The 24,389-nt window shown below is 41.3% G+C and carries 20 protein-coding genes; 8 read left to right on the forward strand and 12 right to left on the reverse strand.

The genetic code is table 11. The features are described from left to right. Positions 1-2 precede the first annotated feature (2 nt). Complete coding sequence (gene rluF / locus CTT31_RS20410; RefSeq protein WP_260492914.1) at positions 3-989, forward strand: 23S rRNA pseudouridine(2604) synthase RluF; 987 nt, start codon at positions 3-5, stop codon at positions 987-989. A 125-nt stretch (positions 990-1,114) separates the two neighbouring features. On the opposite strand, the gene minE is transcribed toward rluF, so the two are convergent. Genes minE through minC form a run of 3 tightly spaced genes read right to left on the reverse strand, consistent with a single transcriptional unit; the run spans position 1,115 to position 2,896 of the window. Next, positions 1,115-1,375, reverse strand: coding sequence for a cell division topological specificity factor MinE (gene minE, locus CTT31_RS20415; protein ID WP_010372964.1), 261 nt, complete (start codon positions 1,373-1,375; stop codon positions 1,115-1,117). A 1-nt stretch (position 1,376) separates the two neighbouring features. Beyond that, entirely contained in the window at positions 1,377-2,186 is an 810-nt protein-coding gene (minD, locus tag CTT31_RS20420) for a septum site-determining protein MinD (RefSeq protein ID WP_010372960.1), read from the reverse strand. A 5-nt stretch (positions 2,187-2,191) separates the two neighbouring features. Continuing rightward, positions 2,192-2,896 carry a septum site-determining protein MinC gene (gene minC, locus CTT31_RS20425; RefSeq protein ID WP_010372958.1) on the reverse strand — a complete coding sequence of 235 codons (705 nt, stop codon included), beginning with the start codon at positions 2,894-2,896 and terminating at the stop codon, positions 2,192-2,194. Positions 2,897-3,031: 135 nt separating this feature from the next. Here minC and CTT31_RS20430 point away from each other — a divergent pair, with 135 nt between their 5' ends. Continuing rightward, positions 3,032-3,313: a YcgL domain-containing protein gene (locus CTT31_RS20430; RefSeq protein WP_010372955.1), complete on the forward strand. Its 282-nt coding sequence runs from the start codon at positions 3,032-3,034 to the stop codon at positions 3,311-3,313. Next, positions 3,310-4,326 (forward strand): lytic murein transglycosylase, encoded by a 1,017-nt coding sequence (locus CTT31_RS20435; RefSeq protein WP_211857064.1) that lies wholly within the window; start codon positions 3,310-3,312, stop codon positions 4,324-4,326. Before CTT31_RS20430 ends, CTT31_RS20435 begins: the two co-directional genes overlap by 4 nt. 173 nt (positions 4,327-4,499) lie before the next feature. Here the strand turns inward: CTT31_RS20435 and CTT31_RS20440 are convergent, their stop codons facing one another. The 3 genes from CTT31_RS20440 to CTT31_RS20450 are packed head-to-tail and all read right to left on the reverse strand — an operon-like array spanning position 4,500 to position 7,398. Then, on the reverse strand, positions 4,500-5,498 hold the full coding sequence (locus CTT31_RS20440) for a cytochrome d ubiquinol oxidase subunit II (protein WP_211857062.1): 999 nt from the start codon (positions 5,496-5,498) through the stop codon (positions 4,500-4,502). Beyond that, the gene (locus CTT31_RS20445) at positions 5,491-6,837 is read right to left on the reverse strand and encodes a cytochrome ubiquinol oxidase subunit I (protein WP_039495168.1); all 1,347 of its coding nucleotides are present in this window, start codon (positions 6,835-6,837) and stop codon (positions 5,491-5,493) included. The genes CTT31_RS20440 and CTT31_RS20445 overlap by 8 nt, the downstream gene beginning before the upstream one ends. 15 nt (positions 6,838-6,852) lie before the next feature. Then, positions 6,853-7,398 carry a GbsR/MarR family transcriptional regulator gene (locus CTT31_RS20450; RefSeq protein WP_010605404.1) on the reverse strand — a complete coding sequence of 182 codons (546 nt, stop codon included), beginning with the start codon at positions 7,396-7,398 and terminating at the stop codon, positions 6,853-6,855. A 249-nt stretch (positions 7,399-7,647) separates the two neighbouring features. Here CTT31_RS20450 and CTT31_RS20455 point away from each other — a divergent pair, with 249 nt between their 5' ends. The 4 genes from CTT31_RS20455 (at position 7,648) to CTT31_RS20470 (ending at position 15,116) form a co-directional block, all read left to right on the forward strand. Then, complete coding sequence (locus CTT31_RS20455; protein ID WP_211857060.1) at positions 7,648-8,832, forward strand: alkaline phosphatase family protein; 1,185 nt, start codon at positions 7,648-7,650, stop codon at positions 8,830-8,832. Positions 8,833-9,307: 475 nt separating this feature from the next. Next, positions 9,308-10,897: a sensor domain-containing diguanylate cyclase gene (locus CTT31_RS20460; protein ID WP_260492915.1), complete on the forward strand. Its 1,590-nt coding sequence runs from the start codon at positions 9,308-9,310 to the stop codon at positions 10,895-10,897. Positions 10,898-10,991: 94 nt separating this feature from the next. Then, complete coding sequence (locus CTT31_RS20465; RefSeq protein WP_017216779.1) at positions 10,992-12,395, forward strand: YfcC family protein; 1,404 nt, start codon at positions 10,992-10,994, stop codon at positions 12,393-12,395. 174 nt (positions 12,396-12,569) lie between these two features. Then, positions 12,570-15,116, forward strand: a complete 2,547-nt coding sequence (locus tag CTT31_RS20470; protein ID WP_260492916.1) for a putative bifunctional diguanylate cyclase/phosphodiesterase — start codon at positions 12,570-12,572, stop codon at positions 15,114-15,116. Positions 15,117-15,172: 56 nt separating this feature from the next. Here CTT31_RS20470 and hemH read toward each other — a convergent pair whose 3' ends face one another. Beyond that, entirely contained in the window at positions 15,173-16,192 is a 1,020-nt protein-coding gene (gene hemH, locus CTT31_RS20475; protein WP_211857056.1) for a ferrochelatase, read from the reverse strand. Between the two features lie 236 nt (positions 16,193-16,428). On the opposite strand from hemH, the gene CTT31_RS20480 reads away from it, so the two are divergent. Continuing rightward, positions 16,429-17,982, forward strand: a complete 1,554-nt coding sequence (locus CTT31_RS20480; protein WP_260492917.1) for a methyl-accepting chemotaxis protein — start codon at positions 16,429-16,431, stop codon at positions 17,980-17,982. Between the two features lie 111 nt (positions 17,983-18,093). Here the strand turns inward: CTT31_RS20480 and CTT31_RS20485 are convergent, their stop codons facing one another. The 5 genes from CTT31_RS20485 to CTT31_RS20505 form a co-directional block, all read right to left on the reverse strand. Further along, positions 18,094-19,560, reverse strand: coding sequence for a S41 family peptidase (locus CTT31_RS20485; RefSeq protein WP_260492918.1), 1,467 nt, complete (start codon positions 19,558-19,560; stop codon positions 18,094-18,096). Positions 19,561-19,645: 85 nt separating this feature from the next. Continuing rightward, entirely contained in the window at positions 19,646-20,905 is a 1,260-nt protein-coding gene (locus CTT31_RS20490; RefSeq protein ID WP_260492919.1) for a sensor histidine kinase, read from the reverse strand. Next, positions 20,902-21,606 (reverse strand): response regulator transcription factor, encoded by a 705-nt coding sequence (locus CTT31_RS20495; protein ID WP_260492920.1) that lies wholly within the window; start codon positions 21,604-21,606, stop codon positions 20,902-20,904. The genes CTT31_RS20490 and CTT31_RS20495 overlap by 4 nt, the downstream gene beginning before the upstream one ends. A gap of 36 nt (positions 21,607-21,642) precedes the next feature. Continuing rightward, on the reverse strand, positions 21,643-22,851 hold the full coding sequence (locus CTT31_RS20500; protein ID WP_039495180.1) for a tyrosine-type recombinase/integrase: 1,209 nt from the start codon (positions 22,849-22,851) through the stop codon (positions 21,643-21,645). A gap of 399 nt (positions 22,852-23,250) precedes the next feature. Continuing rightward, positions 23,251-24,387 (reverse strand): phage head morphogenesis protein, encoded by a 1,137-nt coding sequence (locus CTT31_RS20505; protein WP_260492921.1) that lies wholly within the window; start codon positions 24,385-24,387, stop codon positions 23,251-23,253. Between the last annotated feature and the right edge of the window lie 2 nt (positions 24,388-24,389).

Genomic DNA, 24,389 nt, shown 5'->3' on the forward strand with positions numbered 1-24,389 from the left:
TCGTGACAGAGCAAAAGCGCCTCAATAAATACATCAGTGAAACAGGATTCTGCAGTCGTCGAGAAGCTGATGACTTAATCGCCTCAGGCCGTGTCAAAGTAAATGGAATTCTACCAGAAATGGGCACCAAAGTGTCTGATGCTGACACTATCATCATTGATGGTAAGCCTCTGAAAGCAAAGCCAAAGGCTGTATTTATTGCTTATAATAAACCTGTTGGTGTAACTTGTACCACCGAGCGCAAAATCAGAAGCAATATTGTCAGTGCAATCAACTATCCTGAGCGTATTTTCCCTATTGGTCGCTTAGACCGTCCATCCGAAGGATTAATTTTCTTGACCAACCAAGGCGATATGGTCAATAAAATCCTTCGCGCCGGCAATAACCATGAAAAAGAATATGAGGTTGTGGTCGATAGGCCCATTGATGAGCGCTTCGTAAAACGTATGTCCTCAGGTGTTCCAATCCTTGGCACCGTCACAAAGCCTTGTAAAGTACGTAAAACCGGGGCTAAGTCTTTTACCATTGTATTGACGCAAGGCTTAAATCGTCAAATTCGCAGAATGTGTGAATATCTAGGATTTGAAGTAACACACCTTAAACGTATTCGGATAATGAATATCGATCTAACCGGCCTTAGCTCTGGTAAGTGGCGTCACCTTAACGAAAACGAAATGCGAGCGATTAATCACGCAACAGAATCATCGAGTAAAACACAAGAGGCATCAGCGGGTGCTGGTGCGGGAAAACAGCATGATAAGCCTAGAAGTGAAGTTAGTGAGGTTGGTCGTCCAAAGCAAGATAGGCGAGCGCATAACAGCAAAGATCGAACAACTGAACTCGACAAGCAAAATAGCGTTAAGCCTAAGCCAAAAACGCGAAATGGTGAACAAAATCACAGTCACAACAAACGTAAGTCAAGCCCAAAGCCCAATGCTAAGCCTGCAAAAAGGGTCAAAGGTACTTTGTCCTTAAATAAGAATAAGTGACCTGAAGTTCGGATAATTAAGCAAAGAGTAGGGCAATGTAAAGCCCCTTGACAGCTTAATTAGAATGGGCAAAACGAAATTAATAAGGGCTATAGAAATAGCCCTTATTACATTTATTCAAACTGTTACTTTTCATCATCAGGTAGAGTGACGTTCAATTCTAATACTGCTAAATCATCCTCGTTTTGTTCAAACTGGACGTTGACGGCATCTGAATCTACTTTTACGTATTTGCGAATAACATCGAGGATGTCTTGCTTAAGTTGTGGTAAGTAGTCAGGTGTACCACGCTTTGAGCGTTCGTGCGCAACGATGATTTGCAGTCGCTCTTTCGCTAATGATGCGCTATTTTTTTTCTCAGAACGAAAATAATCTAGTAATGACACCTTACCCTCCAAAGATCCGTTTGAAGATACCTTTCTTCTCAACTTGTAAGAAACGGAAATCAACGACTTCACCTAATAAGCGGTTAATTGCATCGCTATATGCTTGGCCTGCATCAGACTCTTGGTCTAAGATAACCGGTTGCCCTGAGTTAGACGCATTAAGTACTGCTTTTGATTCAGGTATTACACCTAGTAAGTCAATCGCTAGAATTTCTTTAACATCGTCTACCGACAACATTTCACCGCTATCTACACGCTCTGGGTTATAACGTGTAAGCAATAGGTGTTCCTTAACCGGCTCTAGGCCCATTTCAGCGCGCTTCGACTTGCTTTGTAGAATACCTAAAATACGGTCTGAGTCACGAACGGATGAAACTTCAGGGTTAGTTGCTACCACGGCTTCATCAGCGAAGTACAATGCCATCATTGCGCCTGCTTCAATACCCGCTGGTGAGTCGCAAATGATGAAATCAAATTCTTCTTTCATCTCATTTAGCACACGCTCAACCCCTTCTCGAGTGAGGGCGTCTTTATCACGAGTCTGAGAAGCTGGAAGAATATAAAGTTTTTCAACGCGCTTATCTTTAATCAATGCTTGATTTAGATTTGCTTCACCGTTGATAACGTTGACAAAATCATAAACAACGCGACGCTCGCATCCCATGATTAAGTCGAGGTTTCTAAGACCAATATCAAAATCGACAATGGCTGTTTTATAACCCTTTAGCGCTAAGCCAGTACCAATTGCTGCACTTGACGTTGTCTTACCAACACCGCCTTTACCTGAAGTTACGACAATAATTTTTGCCATCTGATTTATCCTTTGACCAAAGCTGTAATTTTTAATGATTCGTCTTGTTGTGTTATTTGAGCAGCTTGACCCCAGTGTTCACCTTGCAGCGAATCACTGATCCAATAACTCCCGTTTATAGACACCAGCTCAGCTTCTAAGCGCTGACAGAATATACTCGTGTCTTCTTGGCCTTGCGCACCTGCGATTGCACGACCACGTAAAGTACCGTAAATGTGCACGTTACCATCGGCGATAACTTCTGCACCATGACTTACAGCACCTAGCACGATCAGATCACGGTCTTTAGCATAAATTTGCTGACCACTACGTACCGTTCCGTTCACAATTTGAGCAGGAAGATAAACTTGTTTTTCTACTACTTCTGCTGCTTGAGATTGTGATGGGGTACTCGGTTGCACATCCCTTGAATAGTTTAGTACAGAAAACCCGGCTTCTTTGGCTAAGTCGTGCTGACTTTGAGTACCGCTACACACACCCACTGGATTGAGCTGTAAATCGACCAGTGTTTGCTTTAACTCTTTGAATTCTACAGTTTGCTCCTGAACATCAGCTAAATTAACCACAATTGGTGCACCTTGAAAAAATTTAGGCGCTTGCGAAATTTTGCTATCAAGATCTTGCCTTAACTTGGTCAGATCTAAAGAAAACAACTGCAGCACAGAGAGTGTAAATAGATTTCCTTTTAGTTCGAATGTTTGATTTGCCATATGTACTCAAATTTCTGTTACAACCGCCGCTAAAGCCTTATCTAGCTGACTTTAGCGCGTAGTAAAACTTTCCACAACTTACTAATAGCATGGTATAGTGACCGCCCATGATTAGCAAGAATTTATAGGCTTATAATGCTCACTGCCATATACAAAAGTCCAAAAAAAGCGGATACCTATCTTTTTGTAACTAAAAGAGATGATTTTTCCAATGTCCCTGCACCGTTAATGGAAACTTTCGGCACTCCTATCTATGTCATGATCATTGACCTTGCGAGAAGAACAAAATTGGGAATTGCTGATCTTGAAACGGTTAAGCAAAAATTAACTGACGATGGGTTTTACTTGCAACTTCCACCGCATACAGAAAGCTTGCTTGATGAATTTAGAAAGCAAAACGGAGTAACAGATTCGTGATAAAAAAAATTTCCCTACTAGTAGCCTCAGTTTGCTTGTCCACATCAGTCTTTGCTAACACTCAAGCGAAGTTTGATGAATACCTCAAAAACTTAAAACAAGAAGCGGTTGACAAGGGCTATACACAACAATTAGTTGATGAGGCTTTTGCAACAGCAGTATTTAAGGAAAAGGTGATTAAGGCTGATAAGTCCCAGCCAGAAATTGTCGAAACACTAGAAACTTATTTACCCAAGCGCGTCCCTGAATGGAAAATCCAACAGGCCCGCAAACTCTACAAAGAACACCAAGAATCTTTAGAAAAAATAGCAAAAGAATATGGCGTACAGGCACGGTTTATTGTTGCCCTATGGGGCCTTGAAAGTAACTTTGGTCGTATTCAAGGTGGCTATCCAGTCATTAGTGCGTTAGTGACGCTTGCTTTTGATGGTCGTCGAGAAGCTTTGTATAAAAGACAGTTGTGGGCTGCGCTGGATATTTTAAGGGATGGTCACATCGGTCTGGGTGATTTCAAAGGATCTTGGGCAGGAGCAATGGGTCAAACTCAGTTTATGCCAACTTCATTTAAGTCTTATGCCGTTGATTATAATAAAGATGGTCGCAAGGACATTTGGACGACGCAAGAGGATGCTTTTGCGTCAATAGCCAATTACCTGAAAAGTGTGGGCTGGAACGATGATCTTACTTGGGGTCGCCAAGTTAAGCTACCTGAAGGCTTTGACAATAGCTACATTTTAAAGCGTGGCACCAAATCACACAAAGAGTGGCTTAGTGAATGGCGTAAGTCTGAGCGTTCATTGCAGGAGTGGCAAGCGCTTGGTCTTCGCAGAATGGACGGCACTGACTTGCCACAAGTGAATATCACAGCCGCTTTAGTGATGCCAGATGACGCCAATGGCCGGATGTACTTGGCTTATGACAATTACAAGGCTTTAATGAATTGGAATAGATCTTATTACTTTGCCTCAAGCGTTGGATATTTATCTGACCGTATAGGCTATCCAAAAATTTAGCCTAGAAAATCTGATTTAGCCCGTTCTAGCAACGGGCTTTTTTATGCATTTTTATTGGTGGATATAGCTTGGTAAACAGAAAGACATATAGCTGAGGCGAGTATTATTCTTAATGCAATAAAAAAGGCAGCGTCCAACTCGCTGCCTTTTGGTTGGGCTAATGTATGCAAGTGTCAATAGTAGGACAAAGGTTGAACCTTGCCCCAAAAGACTCGGTACGAAAATAACGTATATGCAATTAAGGTCGGCACCACAATGACTACGCCATATAATAAGAAAGTAAGAGCCGATGCGTCAGCGACCGCTTCGAAGATGGTTAGCTTGCCCGGAACTACAAATGGGTAAAAGCTATAAACTAAGCCGAAGAAGCAAAGCACAAAGATAAATGCTGAAATCAGGAATGGTAGCCAAGCCCCATTATCTGGTGACTTTGGTAGTTTCTGTAACACAAGTTCTAAAATTACAAAGAGCGACAAGCAAATAATCGGGGCTGGTAATACGACTAAGGCCATCGGGAGGTCAAACCAACGCTCATAGATCCACTCATTAATCGCTGGGTTGATGATAGAAACGAGCAACACCCCAACAAAGGCTACTCTCGCAAATTTTTTGCACCAGCTAATAGCATCTTGTTGCAATTTCCCTTCACATTTCATAATTAGCCATGCTGAACCAATTAAGCCATACGCGCAGACAACGCCAATTCCACTAAAGATTGCAAATGCATGGGCAAGAGGGGTATTTTCAAAGCCTATGACATAAAGCCCCAGCATATACCCTTGCGCAAACGAGGTGAGTAGCGACCCAAATTTAAATACTTTGTCCCACCGCCTTTGGCGTTTAACTCTCGCTTTTGCTCTGAAATCAAAAGCGACACCACGCATAATTAAGCCAAAGAGTAAAAACACTACAGGAATGTAGAGCGCCTGCAAGATCATGCTATGGGCTTGAGGAAATGCGATAAATGCAAGGCCTACAGCTAAAACTAACCACGTTTCATTAGCATCCCAAAATGGACCAATAGAGGCTATCATAGTGTCTGCGGTTTCTTTATCGTCCAGCGGGATCATCATGCCAACGCCAAGGTCGTAACCATCTAATATTGCATAAACAAGCACTGCGAGTGCCATCAAACCGGCATAGATGAGAGATAGATATTCCGGATTAAACACGAGTCACCTCCTCAGCAAATTCCTTCATGTCGTACTCTTCCACTTCTACAGACTTGCTAGCAGTGTGGAACAAAGTGCGAATATAAGCGTACAGTAAGATTGCATATATCGTCAGATAGCCAATGAGTGTAAATAAGACGTTTTCTGAGGCAATTGTTGTGACTGCATCTTCAACTCTTAAGATCCCACTGACGATATAAGGTTGGCGGCCAATTTCTGTGACATACCAGCCTGCGAGGGTAGCCACCCAGCCTGAGAAAGTCATCGCAACAAGCGTTTTCAGTTGCCACTTAGGTAACTCGCCCTTTTTCCATAATGTAAAACGAGTAACAAACGCAACTAAGATCATCAGCATGCCCATCCCAACCATGATTCTAAAACCGAAAAAGACGGGCTTAACAGGTGGGTGTTCACCTTTAAATTCATTAAGCCCTTTAATTTCACCGTTAACGTCGTGGGTAAGAATAAAACTTGCCATGTTAGGAATACCGAGCGCAAAGTCGTTGCGTCTTTCTTCCTCATTCGGAATTGCGAATAATAATAGTGGTGCACCTTTCTCTGTTTCCCAAACCCCTTCCATTGCTGCAATTTTTTGTGGTTGATGTTTTAGCGTATTTAGGCCATGCAAATCGCCAACGAAAGCCTGCAATGGAGTAAGCAGCGCCGCAACTGTTAATGCAACGGTTAGCGCTTTCTTGGGGGCATGTTTTTCATCGTTTTTCAGCATTCGATACGCACTGACACCAGCTATCAAAAATGAAGCCGTCAGCGCACTAGCTAATAACATATGGAAGAAGCGATAACCGAATGAAGGATTGAAAATAACTTCGAACCAGTCCGTGGGATATACGATACCGTCTCTAAGTTCAAAGCCTGTCGGGGTTTGCATCCAACTATTCAAAGACAGGATCCAAAATGCGGAAAGCGTTGTACCTATGGCGACGATAAAAGTGGCTAAAGTATGTATTTTAGGTGGTACGCGCTTCATGCCAAACAACATGATCCCTAAAAATGTTGCTTCCATAAAAAATGCGGTCAATACTTCATAACCGAGCAAGGGACCTGCAATATTGCCGACTTTCTCCATAAAGCCGGGCCAGTTTGTACCAAACTGGAACGACATGGTAATGCCGCTTACGACACCGAGTGCAAAGGTTAATGCAAAAATTTTGACCCAAAAGCGATAAGCTCTTAACCAAACCGGGTGTTCGGTTAGGTCATACTTGAGTTTAAAAAACGCCAGAAACCAAGCTAACGCGATGGTTATCGTGGGAAAGAGAATATGAAAACTAATATTTGCTGCGAATTGTATTCGCGACAACAACAACGTATCAAGCATGACGCACCTCGCACTTTAAGACTTACGTAATAATTTATCCTTTAAATCTATTACTTTACTCACAGAAGAACCGAGCTTCATCAACGATTGCAATTGCTCTGGTGATAGGCGTTGAAGTTCCGCTGACCACTTAGTGACGGTTTCAAGTAGGTCATGAATGGATTGCATTTGCTGCTGTGCATACACTTCTTCAGGTGAGTTGGCGCTATCTAGGATTTGGTCACGAAGTAGAGTGAGTGTTGGGTCGATTTCCCTTTTTCTTCTCTCTTCAAATACGCGGTTAGCGAGATCCCAAATAGAGCCGTTTGGAGAGTAGTATTCTTTACGGTCGCCGGGAATATGATGCACCTTAACTAGTTGCCAAGATTGCAATTCTTTTATTCCCATACTCACGTTACCGCGTGAAATTTTTAACGCATCGGCGATTTCGTTCGCTGTTAATGGTTTTTCATTAATAACCAACAAACCAACCATTTGTCCTATAGTTCTGTTGAAACCCCAACGGCTTCCCATTTCGCCGCAATGAAGTACAAAATTTTCTATTTTTGGTGATAAGTTCATTGTTCTAAACTTTCAGTAATTATTGAAACTTTAATATAAAGGTCACTTTGACTTAGATCAAGCATTAATTAAGCTCAACTACAACATAGTGAAAGTTAACCCTCCCCGAATATCTATAATTGCCATCCACTGACCGCAAATCAATATAAATTTCAAATCATTGTGATTTAATGCGGCCGCAATCACACGGATTATGCTGCACAGCCTCTTACTTTTGCAGCGGTACTCACATGACACGGGAATTTATACATGCTAAGAATCCTCCTTTTCACCTTATCTATCTTTAGTTGCACTGCCTTTGCTGAGCGCGCGACAACCATATTGATCTCCATCGATGGATTTAGATGGGACTACATTGAAAAACACGATGCAAAGAATATTGCAAATCTTGCGAAGCAGGGCGTCCGAGCGACTAAGCTATGGCCTCAATATCCGACTAAGACATTTCCAAATCACCTGTCTATTGTTACGGGTTTAAAACCAATCAATCACGGCATCGTCGATAATTACTTTTGCGATAAGAAGCGTGAAGAGTGTTATAAGATGGGGATGGGTAAAGTGGATAGCTCTTGGATAAGTGGTATTCCCTTATGGAATCTTGTAAAAATGCATGGATATAAATCTGCCGCTTATTTTTGGCCAGAATCAGACGCTAGAATCAATGGTATGACGCCTGACTATTACTATCATTATTCAAAGAAAGCCGATTACAAGAATCGTCTTAATGAAATACACAATTGGCTAAAATTACCAAAAAGCGAAAAACCATTGTTTGTCGCCAGCTACTTTTCTCTAGTGGATTCTATGGGTCATGGATACGGACCTGACCATGAAAAAACGAGAGAAGCAGTACAATTTGTTGATGGCTTAATCGGAGATTTTGTCGTTGCTTTGAAAAAGGACAAAATTAAAGTGAACCTAGTACTCGTTTCTGATCATGGTATGGCAAGTATAGAGCCAGACAAAGCTGTGATCCTCGAAGAGCTAGATATACCTAAAGAATGGACTATCAAAAACAGTGGAACGAGAGTGTCGCTTTATGCGCTAGGCGAAGAAAAACTTGAAGCTGAGACACTTATACAGCAGTTACGTGAAAAAGCGGAGGGTCGTTATGAGGTGTTGAGTAGTGAGCGAAAACAGCAACTTAATGGCGGTGAGTCTTCTCGTATCGGTGACATTATCCTGCAAGCAAAAGCACCTATTGTCTTTATGCAGAAAGGCAAGCAAGGCTATTATGGTACACATGGGTATGAGGTAACAGCTGATATGGCCGCATTTTTTGTCGCAAGTGGCCCCGCCTTTAAATCGGGTGTAACGATAGAGCAAGCTAGCAATTTAGAAGTTTACCCAACACTTACACACATTATGGGGCTTAAGCCACTTAATGAGCTTGATAGTAGGGGAGAAAATCTATTAAAGCTGGTTAGGCAGTAAAACAAACTATTTATGATGTTCAGGGCTAATGCGTAACTTAGCTCTGAACTAGGTGAGTAGAGTAAGTTACTTTTTATTGGAAGATTTCATCAACCGTTTTGCTAAAGCAAATACAATATAGACAAGAACCAAGGAATTAAGGACAAGCAATGCATCTTTATCAGATACGAACATCCATATCGCCGCAAGCGCAAGGCAAGCAAGTGTAAAGTGGCCAACTAGTGGATTGGTAGTCTTTTTCTTCATTAAGAACTTCGCTGTATTTATGTTCAGATTATTTTACACCTGATAGCTGAGACAATACCAATAATCCGTTCAAAAAACTAAATATTTTTAACCATGTGGTTATAATACGGGCACACAGAATGTGGACGTTCTAATTCGTTATTGGTCTGACCAGAGTTTGATATAGATTAACTGTTTCACTCAAACGAATAGCTAAAATGTCATGGAAGTACATTAAAGAGAATTTTTAGTGGTACAAATAAATAAAGCAAAACATTGGTTAGACCTTAAAAAGCTGATACTCATTCTTGCCACATTATGCGTATTTACATCGTTACTAAACGCATTGTTTTCGAGCTACCAAGTGCAAAAACAGGTGATGGTAAAAGATACGCTAGAGGCAAATCGTGCCTATGCAACTAAGTTAGCAGATGTTACCGATCTCTTCTTGCAATCAGTATTGATGCAACTAAAAGCGTCGAGCGAAACCATTGCGACGCAGCTAGATAACCCTGAGGTGGTTAATAAAGAGTTGAGTCAAATGCTTACAAGGACACATAGTTTTGACTCTATCGTGTTAGTAAACGCAAAAGGTGAAATTATCGGTGCCCAACCAAGTTCACTTGGTGTGATAGGAGCTACACTCAAAAATGAAGTCGAAACTTTGCCACTTCGTGAAAAAGCCCCTTTTATTGTAGGTCCATTTGTTTCGCCGGCTGGGAATTTGATGGTGAGCCCAACTCATCCAATGTTTGACCAAGAAGGAATATTCGTAGGTTTTATCGCAGCTGGGATTTATCTTAAAGGTGACAATATCTTAGGCCGATTATTAGCAAACCATCATCACCAAGACAAAACCTATATTTATGTTACTGGCCCCAACGGTAAACTCATTTATCATCATGATGATCATCGTATTGGGCAAGACGTCACCAAAAATGAGGTCGTTGAATCATTACTCAGCAAAACTTCAGGTTCCGCCCAAATCGTCAATACCCAAGGGGTAGCAATGCTAGCTGGGTATGCTTCAGTACCGACGAGTGGTTGGGGGGTCGTGGCACAACGCCCATTAGAGGTCACGATGTCACAATTAGCGAACACCATGCGGCACGTCTTAAAAACGACCATTCCGTTTACCGTATTCTTGCTGATTTGTGTGCTTGGACTCGGAACCTTAATTGCTAAGCCATTATGGCGATTAGCTAAGTTATCAGAGCAAGTGCAAGATGGCAGAAACATCGATTTTCCACATGTATCCACATGGTATTATGAAGCCGCGTGGCTTTATCAGGCAATGCACAGTAGTGTTAAAAACTTAGGAGCACAGATCCAGCGCTTTGACGATGAAAGAAAGCAAGATCAGCTGACTCATTTATTCAATAGACGAGGAATGGAAAAGTGGCTAGAGACTGCCTATGAGCAGCAAACTCCGTTTAGCATTATTGCGCTCGATATCGATCACTTCAAACACGTGAATGATACTTACGGCCACGATGTTGGTGATGTGGTAATCAGAAAACTCGCAGAGCTGATGCGCACTAATGCACGTGAACAAGATCACCTATGTCGTAGTGGTGGTGAAGAGTTTTTGATGTTTCTACCGCATGTAGATATAGACAAAGCAGATAGGATCGCTGAGCGTCTGCGCGCATGTACCGCTGAAACTGAGTTTGGCGAGGCGGGACATATCACGATTTCTCTTGGGATCTCTCATTGGCCGCTATGCTCTGAGGATTTGCATCACGCACTTAAACTAGCGGACCGTAGTTTATATCAAGCGAAGGCTAACGGTAGAAACCGCGTAGAGCATGCCGTTTTAGCTAATCATAATGTAGCATAATTGGAAATTCGATATTAAAAAGTGAAATCTGCTCCGAATATCGGTAAGATGCGTTGCAATTTTTACCGTTACCTAATTTGGAGCTGTACTTTCCATGGCAAAAACATTGAAAGTTCCTCATACACTAGTCTTATTGCTAGGTATGATGCTAATTGCATTGCTGTCGACCTGGATTATTCCACAAGGCTTTTTTGATACTGCAACCACTGACACTGGCAGACAAGTTGTACTTGCTGGCACCTACCACATTGCAGAAGAATCTGTTCAACTTACTCCTTGGGATCTGTTAAAAGCTATTCCTCGCGCTTTTGCCGCCGCGCAAGACGTTATCTTCTTTGTGATGATAGTGGGTGGTGTACTCGCAATTGCACGTGCAACAGGCACTGTTGATGCATTGATCGGTCGCTTACTTGAGAAAAATGGCGATAAACCACAAAAGCTGATTTTTATGGTGGTGTTTTGTTTTGCAATCGCGTCAAGTGCGATAGGTACTGCAGGTGAATACATTCCGTTTGTGCTGATTTTAGTTGCGCTCTGTAAGGCAATGAAGCTAGATGCCATGACTGCCGTTGGCATGATCATCGCAGGCTACGGTATTGGATACGGTGTTTCAGCATTCAACCCATTTACGGTATTAATTGCCCAGCAAATTGCTGAAGTACCAGTATATTCGGGCATATGGTTAAGATTTGCTATTTTTGTTCCCTTTGTACTGATTGGCTTTCATCATGTATGGAGCTACACCAAAAAGGTACAGCAAAATCCTGAACACTCGATGATGAAAGATGTGCCTTGCCCACTGGCGGGTCAGGCCGCACCTAGCTATCCGCAGCTTAACGGTCGTCATAGAACCATTTTGCTTACTTTTATTGTGACACTTGTTTGTGCAGTTTGGGGAATTGCCACTCAGGGGTGGTATTTATACGAGCTAGGTGGTTTATTTATCGCATGGGGTGTCGTGATTTCAATTCTTGGTAAACTTTCAGCAGACGAAGCTGCAAACCGTTTTATTGAAGGGGTTTCAGACTTGGTCACTACTGCCGTGCTTATTGGCGTAGCTCGTGGTATTGCCCTTATTCTTGAAGATGGTCAAATCCTTCACACGATTGTGCATGGACTTTCAACTCCTCTTTCTTATGTTGCTGCAGAAGTTTCGGCCGTTGGTATGTTACTTATCCAAACGCTTTTAAATATGTTTATTCCGTCGGGCTCAGGTCAGGCATATGTGACTATGCCACTGATGGTGCCGGTAGGCGACTTAGTTGGTGTACCAAGACAGGTTGCGGTACTTGCGTATCAGTTTGGTGACGGCTTCTCAAATATGATAGTGCCAACAAATGCGGTATTAATGGGGATACTCGGCATGGCTGGCGTCCCTTACACACATTGGTTTAGATTCTGTATGCCGTTGATGGCTAAACTCATGGTCGCTGCGGCAACTGTACTGGTACTCGCTGTGATGTTTGGTTATGGTTTGGACGTACAACCGCAACTGTAGTTAAACAAATTTTCTTCTTAGATAGCGCCAATCGGCGCTATCTAACCTTCACTAGACTCAATTTCTCATCACAAAGCAAATTTATTGATCTGTATTTATATTCTATGTAGTTTATTAAGCTATTATTATTTATTAAACAAAAATCTTGGTCGGGAATGAGCCATACAGACTTCTATGAATTTAACGTTTAGCCATTTTTACAATTTAACATCCACTAATCAGCGATATCAATTTGCATTGAAACAGTTGTATGAACGATTTGATGCGGATCATTGTTTTGTGGGTAAATTTATCGATAACGATAAGCGCGTAAAGACCGTGATGTACCTCGCGGATGGTAAAGAAGTCGATAATATTATTTATGACCTTGAAGGGACACCTTGTTTTGATGCTAAAGCAAGCAATGATGTATGTTGCGTCACAAGTGGTTTACAGCAACTTTATGAAGAGGATGAGATCCTTCGCGTTTTAAGCATAGAGGGTTATCTTGGTTTAACTTTGCGAGCATTAGATCATACACCCATAGGAATAATGGTCTGTTTGTTTAATAAAGAAAAACAAGTTAGCCTAGAAGAAAAACTATGGTTTCAAGAATTAGGACACCTGATCTCAACGGAGCTTAGCCACAATTTAGAATTGACCAAACAAGGAATTTTACTCAAACAACTTGCAAAAGGTGAGCAAATAGCGGACTTATGCACTTGGACTTGGCAACTTAAACAGAACAAACACTACTTTTCCCCCCACCTAAATCATCTACTTAAGACAAAAGCTCATTCTCCGTCGCTGTCATTATTGCTCGATAAACTCACGATAGAAGATAGTGAACGACTGCGGATAGCTTTAGAGAAAGTCAAACTAGGTGGAACTCGGCATGTTGATTTACAAGTTTCGTTGACCTCTCGCACCGAACACTACGGGTTATTAAGAATTATTGGTCAAGTAGAGTCTGATGAGCAGCATAGCGATGAACTTGTATTCACTGCGACTATTCAAGATATTAGCTATATTTCATCGCTAAATAAACAGCTCGAACTCACTAATGTTGTGTTCGAGCATGCTACAGAAGCCATTATGATCACCAACAATGAAAATAAAATCATTATGGTGAATCGTGCTTTTGAGCGGCTAACGGGTTATACCGGCTACGAATTATTGGGCCAAGACCCCGCGGTGTTATCATCTGGTAAACAAGATAAATCATTCTATGAAGCCATGTGGGCATCATTGAGCACGGTTGGCCATTGGAAAGGAGAGATCCACAACCGTCGCAAGAACGGTCAGATTTATCCTGAGGAATTAACACTGAGTGTGGTGAAGGATGAGCAAGGTCGAGTTGCTAACTACGTCGGCATTTTTAGAGATATTACCGAATGGAAGCGTAACGAGTCTCAACTTACCTTCTACGCTAATCATGAACCATTAACCGCGCTGTTAAATCGCCGTAGCTTTATGCAGCGCTTAGAAGAACAAATATCGGGCTCAAGAAGTAACAATACCAGTTGCTCATTGCTTTTTATTGGCTTGGATAGGTTCAAAGAAGTCAACGATGTCTTTGGTCCGGAGATTGGCGATAAGGTACTTATTTCTGTAGCTAAACGATTGAAAAATGCGGTTCGCCAAAATGATATTATCGCAAGATACGGTGGTGACGAGTTTGCGTTACTACTTACGTGCAGCGATGTGGAAAGCGCGCTTAAGATTGCTCAAAAGCTTTCACAGAAACTCTCTCAGCCCTATGTATTTAATGAAATTACCATAGAAGTCACTTGCTCGACAGGCATAGCTCAGCTTGAAGCTGGCTCTCGGATCACCGCAGCAAATTTACTCAGAAACGCTGCGCATGCACTTAACAGTGTGAAAAAGACCGAGCGTGGACAGGTAGCCCTACACAATGCCGCAATTCAAAATGCCTATTTAAATAAAATAAAGCTTAAAGACAAGTTAAAACAAGCACTGAAAGAAGGAGCGCTTACCGTTTATTATCAGCCGATCGTTAATGCTGATACCAACCACATCACAAAGTTTGAAGCCCTAGTACGTTGGTTTGATGATGAATACGGAATGGTATCACCAGGTACTTTCATTCCTATCGCCGAAGAATTTGGTCTTATTCATTTAGTTGGACAGTTCGTGCTTGAGCGTAGTTGCCAAGACTTAGCAAAAATCCACCAAGCTGGTTTTACAGAGGTTGGGATCTCTATTAACCGTTCTGTTAGTGAGTTTAAAGCCAGTATTAATCAGGTGAAGTTAATTACCTCTGCCATCGAAAAAGCAAAGATCCCGTATGAAGCAATTACCATTGAAGTTACCGAATCGCTTGCCACAAATCGTTATACTTGGAAAACGCTTAATCAACTAAGAGAGCATGGGATAAAGGTTTCGCTTGACGATTTTTGTACTGGCTATTCATCATTAAGTAACTTGATAGAAAACCAAGTGGATTACCTAAAAATAGACAAGAGCTTTGTCGACAGCTTAATGTCTGATTACAACAAACAAGTAATGATAGACTGCCTCATTAAGCTCAGTGATAAGTTGGGAATTGGTGTGATAGCCGAAGGGGTAGAGCAGTTTACTCAACTCGAAAAGTTAAGAGAGCTCGGTTGTCATCACATTCAAGGATTCTTTTACAGCCCCGCAAAACCAATAGATGCCTGCCTTGAGTTACTCACAACAGACGCTTTTGTTGAACAAACACAAAGTGCGTTAGAAAAATAAAGGTGTGATATTTTGATATCACACCTAAAAAATAGCAGATTGCCTCTGTGCCTTTATTACAACAGTGGTTTTATCAACGCAGTGATTGCTTTAATGTGATCATCACGGTCGTTTAGTGCTGGAATATAGCGATACTTTTCACCGCCAGCAGACTCAAATATCTCACGGTTTTCAACTTCTAACTCTTCGAGTGTTTCTAAGCAATCGGCACTAAAAGCTGGGCTTAAAATTGCGACGTTTTTAATACCTTGACTCGGATAACTCTCAAGTGTTTTGTCCGTATAAGGTTGCAACCATTCTGCTTTACCAAAACGACTTTGGAAGGTCGTCATCACTTTTTCTTTATCAAGATTAAGTTTTTCAACGACTAAGCGAGTCGTTTGTTGGCAAAAACAATGATACGGGTCGCCTCTATCTAAAAATAACTTTGGTGTTCCATGATATGAAAAAACCAATTTATCTGGCTCTCCATTCGCCTCAAGATCTTCTCTAATGGAATTAGCTAAAGATTCAATATAAAGCGGATGTTTGTGATAGCCATTAATAAAATGCAGTTCTGGTACCCAGCGCCAACCTCTTAGCACCTTTGAGATCTGATCAAAGGTTGAACCTGTTGTCGCGCTGGAATATTGAGGATATAGCGGCACAATGATAATTCGTGTGATGCCTTTTTCTCTTAACTTCTCAAGCCCTGATTCAATTGACGGGTTGCCATAGCGCATGGCAAGCTCAACTTCGATGCCTTCAAAACCTTCACTGCGTAATTGCTTTTCTATTTTATCAGTTTGCGCTCGACTAATGGTTATCAAAGGTGAGCCTTCATCAGTCCAAATTGACTGATAGGCGTGTGCAGATTTTTTAGGGCGAACACGTAAAATTATGCCATGCAAAATCATTAACCAAATTAGTCTTGGAATTTCGACAATACGGGGATCGGAAAGAAACTCAGCGAGATAAACTCTAAGTGCTTTAGCCGTTGGTGCATCTGGGCTACCTAAATTTGTAATAAGAATACCCGTTTTGGAATTAAATCGGCCTTCATGGGGGTTATCTGTTATGGCTGAAAAGCGAGACACCTAACGCTCCTTAGATTATCATTTTAATAGGATTATTTTACAAGAAAGGCTATACGGGAGTAAGCCTAATTTCGATCTAAACTGGCATAAATCAATTTGCGCCTAAAATTAACTCACACTATAGTTGTAATTATCATTAATTAATCCCTTCTCTATTGCTATTCATGGATTGAGGGCGTATTTTCCTGCAAATCTTTAAGGGAAAATCAATTTTTTGTTAGTTTTGGACATGTCTAATGAGAACCAACCACCCAGTAACCCAAAGAGAAAAAACCTTTTCTCGCGATGTAAAACTCATCTCCGTCACTGATCTGAAAGGTAATATTGTTGACTGCAATCAAGCGTTTATTGATGTTAGTGGATTTTCCCGTGATGAGTTAGTTGGACAACCTCATAATATAGTACGACATCCAGATATGCCACCTGTGGCGTTTCAAACCATGTGGGCGCAGCTTAAAACAGGTAAGCCATGGATGGGGATCGTAAAAAACCGCTGTAAAAATGGTGATCACTACTGGGTCGATGCCTATGTAACCCCAATAACAGAAAATGGCAAAATCATAGGCTATGAGTCGGTTAGAAGCTGCCCAGATAGGGCGACGGTTGAACGGGCAAGTCAACTTTATACAAACGTAAATACTAATAAAGGAAGCAGTTTCAGTCTTCCCAAATTACGTGTTGTTTGGCCAGTATTTAACATCGTCTCGTCACTGGCACTTTGGTATTTTGCTTCAGAATCTGCAGGCTTTTTTTGGTTAATGGCCAATATGTTAGCATATTCAGCTTATGCAACTTGGCGCGATAAAGAACAGCTGAGACGACTAGAATCTGAGTTGGCGCACAGTTTTTGCGATGAGATATCTGAGCAAGTTTATTCGACTTGGGATGGCACCATGGCATCAATCCAAGTACGCTTAAAGAGTGAAAGGGCACACCTAGATACAATTCTTACGCGTGTTGAACATGCGGCGCAAAACGTATCAAAAGGAGCGCATACGGCGAGTAAAGAAGCGCGAGCAACTTATGCCGATTTACAAAAGCAGCAAACTGAGACTGAGCTTGTTGCTACTGCCATGAATGAAATGACAACAACCATCAACGATGTCTCTAACAGCGTGCAATTGAGTGCTAAAGATGCTCAAAACTCCCTTGATTTGACTTCTCAAACAGAGCAGATCGCTAATAAAACCAAAATTGCTTTTGGTGATTTAAGTAATACCATTGCCGATATCCGCAATTCTGTTGAAGGTGTCTCTAAGCAAACTGATAAAATTGCTGCCGCCGCACAGATTATTGAACAAATCGCTGAGCAAACTAATTTGCTAGCACTAAATGCAGCAATTGAAGCTGCGCGAGCTGGTGAACAAGGTAGGGGCTTCGCAGTAGTTGCTGATGAAGTTAGACATCTAGCACAGCGTACTCAAGAGTCGACTAAAGAGATCCATGCAATCATTGAAGAGCTAACCAGCAGCACACAAGCGTCAGTAAATATTGCTCAGCAAGGCCAAGAAGAATCGCTCCATGGTATTGAACAGCTGAATCAAAGCACCGATATGCTACAACAAATCACCCAAGCAGTTATCCAAATTAGTGATATGTCGATGCAAATTGCAACTTCTGTTGAGCAACAAGCGACCGTGTCTGATGACATTAATCAGCAAGTTGTGAATATTGCTCAGCTTGCGAACAATAGCCTGGATAGTGCAGACAAAGTACATCAAGAGAGTAAAGATTTAGAATCGACCGCAAAAGAAATGTACGAGCTGATTGTACGCTTTAAGCGTAAGTGATGCTATTTAGTTGAGTTAAATGTAGTAGTTCAATCCATCGCTTTTTTGCTAAGACACTTAAATGATAAAAAGGACATCAGTGGATGTCCTTTTTCATAATTATTTTCATAATTAAGGCTCATAGCTTAGTAGTGACAATACTTTTTCAATCGCCGCATCTTTGTTCTCTTTTCTAAATGTGATGTCGAAGGGATCGACTTCAACGTCAACAGGAACACCTAGCACCTCCACATTCAAATCCAAACTGTTTTCATAGTACTCATTACTAAGCTCATAAATCCAACCATTAGGCAGCATCCGTGGAAAAGTATCGGAGGTAGCACCAGCCGTAGCGCGTCCTACCAATGTTACTTGAGGGAGCGCAGACATCGCCAACGCAAAGGTTTCGCTAGCACTGAAAGTACCGTTTGAGGTTAGGAGATAAATATCTTTAAGATAATATGGCCTGTCATTATCAGGCTCTGCATAAACCGATGTCAGCTGATGTAACGCCCCAGCATAAAATGTACTAATATCCCAAACAAGCGTATTTTGTGAGATAAAGCGCTTGATTAATTCTAGTGCTTGTATGTCATGGCCACCTTCATTATCGCGAATATCAATAATCAGCTGATTAGTACGGGATAAGTCTGTGAAAATTTCATCCAGTAAATCGTTGAAAGCCGCATTGGCATAACTAATATCTTGACGCTCAATACCTGCTACATCAATAAAGTTTTGAAAATGATAGAGTTTCAAATAACCAATATGTTGACCACCAGTGTTAATCACTCCCCAATTAGGGCCATTTGGACTTTGCTGCTTACGCATTATAAAGTCTTGCTTTGTCTCTTGATCCAGATATTGTGCAATCGTCATTTGTAGTTGATTCGTTTGCGTTTCAATATATTTTTCAGCAAGTTCACCACTCAAGTTTAGAGCAACCGCTTCTCGTTCTAACCTTTTGGATAGGGTAGGTTTAGCTTCAAAATTTATCGGTTCTTCTTCAAGGCTAAAATAAAGCCTGGTGTGACCATCATTTAGTAGCTCAAGTATTTCACGAAATACGCCTAGTAGTTTTGTCTCATTGGCATCACTTAGCTGCCCAGCATACTGGTTATAAACAGCGTCCCAATCTATATTACGCTCAGAGAAAAATGCATAGTGATTTTTCATATCCAGCCAAAAAAGTTCAAAGATTGCCTGTGCGTCAAAGGTATAGTCACTTTTATCTGAGGTAGATATAAATCCGTCTTTACAGACTTCATCGAGACTGGATATTTCAGTGTATTTTACAGGGCCAGAATCGTAGGGTCGTTTATAGGTAAGCAAGCCTGCACTTTTGGCGCTAAACGCATCAAATAACGGAAGAGGGTCTAATGTCAGAATTGGATAGCAAGAGGAGCCTGTTACTTGCCAGGTCACTAGACGCTCATCAACTATTTGTTTTATTTCACCATAATGTTCCGAATACCAAAGCTCATTTCTTTGCGTTTGTTGAACAACCTCTACGCTGCTTTTATTTTCGTCAAAGTGGCAACCAGCAAGGACGATACACAAGATTAAAGTGATGGGTCTTAAGTTGAATTTTTTCATCATAACTTCCTATCGATTAAAATATGAAGTTATTTTAAAGTGTAAGTGGTGATTTGATTGTCGCGGATTTGTCAGGGGTTTGTCATAGTTAATAGATCAACATTGGGGACAAATTGATAGTTAGACATGCGCCACCGAGTTCACTTCTGCTTACCGAGACCTCAGCGTCATAGTTCAATAAAATTTCTTTTACGATGGTCAAGCCAAGGCCTGCACCCCGTCTTCTTCCTGAGCGACTTTCATCTACCGTAAAAAAGGCTTGGAAGACTAACTCATGTTTATCTTCTGCAATGCCAATGCCATCATCTTCCACAGTTAAGAGAAGTTGAGCGTTACATAAACTTAGTGAAACACGGATCTGCTCGACTGCAAATTTATCAGCATTAACAATTAAGTTATGAAGCACGCGTTTAACATCTGTTTGGCAGGCTCTTATCCATACTGAGTTTGGACAATTTATAATTATAGGGTGATTACAATACTTTTCTAAAGTGACGATGTATTCATTAATTAGTGTACTCAAATCAAAATTGGAAACGCTGGTCTTTGCGGAAAACTGTTCTACTTTACTGAACTCCAAAATCTCATGCACCAGCATTTCAAGCTCTTCACATTCCTCAAATAACTCTCGAACCAGATTTTTGTTCTTTGGTGGAACATCAAGCAACTCAAGCTTGAGCTGAAGTCGGAATAATGGCGTTTTGAACTCGTGAGATACGGCTCTGATCATATTCCTTTGCTGTGCAAAGGCACACTCTAATTTTTCAGCCATTTGATTAAAGGCGTAATTGACACGTCCGACTGCTAAAAGTCCGGTATCAGCACGTTTAGATAACAATCCGTGTGCAATTAATTTACTAGCATGTTCTAACCTAGAAAGTCGAAATTGCAACCAAAGTGAGTGCAACAAAAATAGGACTAGGATTAGTCCTAAGGGTAAACCATACTGAATAAAATTGAGGATCGCCCCTGCAGAGCCTTGCACTCCAAGCGCAGAAAACGCTATTAACTCTTTACCTTGTATTTTTGCGATTACGGTTTGTAATTCCTCATCATAAACGTTTTCGATGACTAACTTAGTCGTTTGCTCAAATGCAGGTCTATCTAGTGTCTGTACTTTTAGATTACTTTTTTCTGAGATCTGGGCAAGTAAAGCTTGCCACTGAGCATCATCCAAGCCAGGACGAGCTGCATCTAAAGCATAAACATAGGCTAGATAATCTAGCTCTACATCCATTTTCAGCTCTTTTGAGAAATAACTTGTAGCTAGAGAAGTCAAAAGGGGGTTTATCACTAAAAACAAACTAACAAAGAGTAAGCTTGCAAATGCTAAACGTATGCTTGTCATTCAGTTTCCTTGCTATTTACAAAAATATATCCTTTCCCTCTTACAGTGATGAGGTGTTGATAGGGCATTTCATCACCGATAATCTTTCTTATCTTCATTATTTTATTGTCAACTGTACGATCGAAACCATCAAATGAGCGGCCGTACAGCTGAGTTGAAATTTGGTCGCGACTTAGAATAGAGTCAACATTAGACGCCAAAAAATGGAATAATGTGTATTCACTGTCTGAGAGACCAAGCGGTATACCATCTTGGCTTGCTTGCCTTGTCGATGAGTTAAATGAGAAGGGGCCAACACGGATCACGTGCCCATTTTGCTGTTTATTCTCACTTTCTTCTGCTAAGCGAACTAGTTTTCGAAATCTCGCTAGGATAATTCGTGGGTTGACTGGCTTATGAATAAAGTCATCAGCCCCCATTTCTAATAGCGTAATTTCGTCTATATCATCGTGACTCGCGGTTAACACAATCAATTTACCATTGTACCTGTTTTGTAGTGACCTACAGATCTCGAAACCATCTTTATTTGGCAACATCAAATCAAGCAATACAAAATCTGGCTGAAGTTTCAGGACATGCGCCAATCCGCTCACTCCATCATTTTGGATACTCACGATAAAACCATGTTTTTCAAAGAAGCGCCTAAGCAGTTCCGCAAGGCCTAAGTCATCTTCAATTATTACCAATGATCTTGAGCTCATATATACTCCTTAAAATCCAGACCGAACGCTCAGAGCCTAAATCTTCCGTTTCAAACCCGATTTGGCGCGTTCTTTAATATTGGTTTGAATATAAATTTGATCTGTTGTTGCGATTTTAGCGTGACCTAAATCTTCAGATAGATGCTTTAGCGGTCGGTGTTGCGCATCATGCGTTGCACCTGTATGTCTTAGCCAGTGTGAAGTTGCGGCTTCGAGTTGCTCTGACTCTTCTGTAAAGCCATCTTCCTTTAGTTTAGCCACTGCTAAGTCAAAACTTTGCTGAACAATACGGCGTAATTGACGAACGTTCATACCGCCTTGGCCCCTTAGTTTATGAACAATTGGGTAGGGCTCATCAACGCGAGGTAGGGCGCTTAACCCCCGGTACTGCCGGTAACGCTTTAAATAACTGATAAAGTCTTCGCTAAGCGTTACATCCCTTAGCTTATTGCCTTTACCCATAATTCTTAGGTACCAAAAGTCATCTTGATCTTGCCAAAAGTGGCTCATTACTGGTGACCAATGAGGGCGGTCAGATAGCTCTGAAATGCGTAAATACAAGCCTTTTAAGCAAGCTAATACGAAAAGATTTCGTTCTAGGTCCGGCTGCTGTTCACTTAAATCACGTGTTACACCAAAAACATATTCCCATTGCAAATCACTCAGCGTATCAGGAAGATTGATTTGCGATTGAACCACTAAATACGGGCTATTTTTCTTAACCACTGGAACAAAGTTAGCAAATGATTTTTCTTCTAAAATGGCAAACTTGTAAAACACATTGAGCGCGGTAAACATTGCTGCCAACGTTTGCTGGCTAGCGCCGTTTTCTTTGAGAACAAATGGCCGCCAATTTTCGTTAACCTGACGGATACCTTGGTTTTGCTTATAACGCCACTGCACAGAAGTTTGTGTCCATGCGTTATCTGGCTCTACCACAAAATCCACATATGCCTCGATGTCTTCGCGTTTTAGCTCAAACACTGACTTCTCAGCAACCAGCCACGACCATAAATAAAAGCGCTCAAGCTCATTACGAAAGCGGTTAAAAGTTGCTTCAGACTTACGACCGTAAACATACAAAAACTGAAATAAGAACTGTAGCTCGCTATGTACCGGTAGTGATTTACCATGACGAGCCAAGAATTTTTCCAGCTCTGGATATTCATGCCCAAGCGTATCATCTTCAAGATGGGCGATTTGATACCTAAGCTGCTTTAAAGTGTCGACCAGTGGTAAAATCATGATAAGTCCGATATTGGTTAGTATTGGACATATTATAATAATTCAGATACGTATTATGCAATACTGTATAAATAATCCCATAATTTATATTATGTTAAATTTGTTGTGTGGCGTTTTTGACCGTCATCTGAGACCCCTATTGTAAGGGGTTGTTCATTTCTAGATTTGAGTATGGATCGGATTCCAATGAATGGATGCTCTGAAGCCCCTATTAAATCTGGACCTCAGATAATTTCGCTTTAAATCTTTAAAATCTCATCAGGCATTTGTTTTTAGACAAAACCTGATCGTTTTGCCTCATTTCGCGATCATTCCTGCTCAATGTACGTTTAGAATTAGATCGAAATTCGCCGTTTTAAATTGAGTTTAAACGACCTTTAAACGGACATTAAACACGGTTTAAATCTTGTTTAAAGCAACCACACGGTTAAAGTCACTTCCAATCTGCACTGTGATCATCACACCATCAATGGCCAGTTTGACCACGCTTTTATTAAACGAAATGAACTCGCCAGTTTGTACAATGCGCATCAATTCAGATGCTTTCTCAAACCCTAATAAATTGATAGCTGTCATCAGTACTGAGTGTTCAATGACGATGAGCGTACTCTTGGTTTGTGGTGCTACCTTTATTATATGGTTGAATACTTTGCTTTGCATGTGAGCAAGCGTAAATGCGGTTCCTGAGTCTACCTTGTTTAATACTTGCTTTGCAGCTGCGGTAGCCATTTGCTTTTTGAAATGACTTTCACCTTGGTTGATGATCTCGTTAAAAATGGGTGTAGTAACTTCGCGTAAGTTCTTGTCCAAGCGCCCTAACATTTCCCCCGTTGATTTATCGGCACCTAACCATGCTTTGCCAGGATTGTAGTTCCAGCCTAGGTCGATGCCTGACAACTTTTCTAACTCTTCGCCTGTTTCTGGATCAGCCACTTTAAACGGTTTTAATAATGGGTCGACTACATTGTCTGGCGTTACGGTTAAGCCCATGCGTTTAATATCAGCATCACTTAGGCTCACAACTTTACAGCGGCACATCCATCCGTTTGGTGGGTAATGCGAGTCCCAAAACTTATGATCTAAAGGCAGTAATATATAGTGCCACTTTTTATGCTCCGTTCTTACACGCTGATCACCTGCCGTTAAGTATAGAAGATATGGACGTCTGTGCTTTAGTCGCTCTTGCTGTTGCCAGCGCCCAGCTGCTCGCGCTGTATTTTTGTTATTTTGGTAGATAACGCGTGTTCGCCAGCCGCGCTTACCGTTATATGACCAGCCATGTTTTGCAACTACCTCATCAAATCGCTTTCGAAAGGATGTGATAGTTTCACCTTGCTCAATAGATGCTACTACTGACTTATATAGGTCATCCAACAGCTCTGTTTTTGTAGCGCCTGCAACTGTGAATGCTCGCGCATGAATATGGCCCTGTAGGTCTTTATATGACTCGGTGGGTATTTGGATTTTTTGTTTAAGGTTGGAAATGGCCTCATCGAATTTAACGAGTTGGCCATGCTGGGGAGATAAACCTGGCATAC

This window comes from Pseudoalteromonas maricaloris (assembly GCF_024746855.1).
In the GTDB taxonomy this organism is placed as follows: domain Bacteria; phylum Pseudomonadota; class Gammaproteobacteria; order Enterobacterales; family Alteromonadaceae; genus Pseudoalteromonas; species Pseudoalteromonas maricaloris.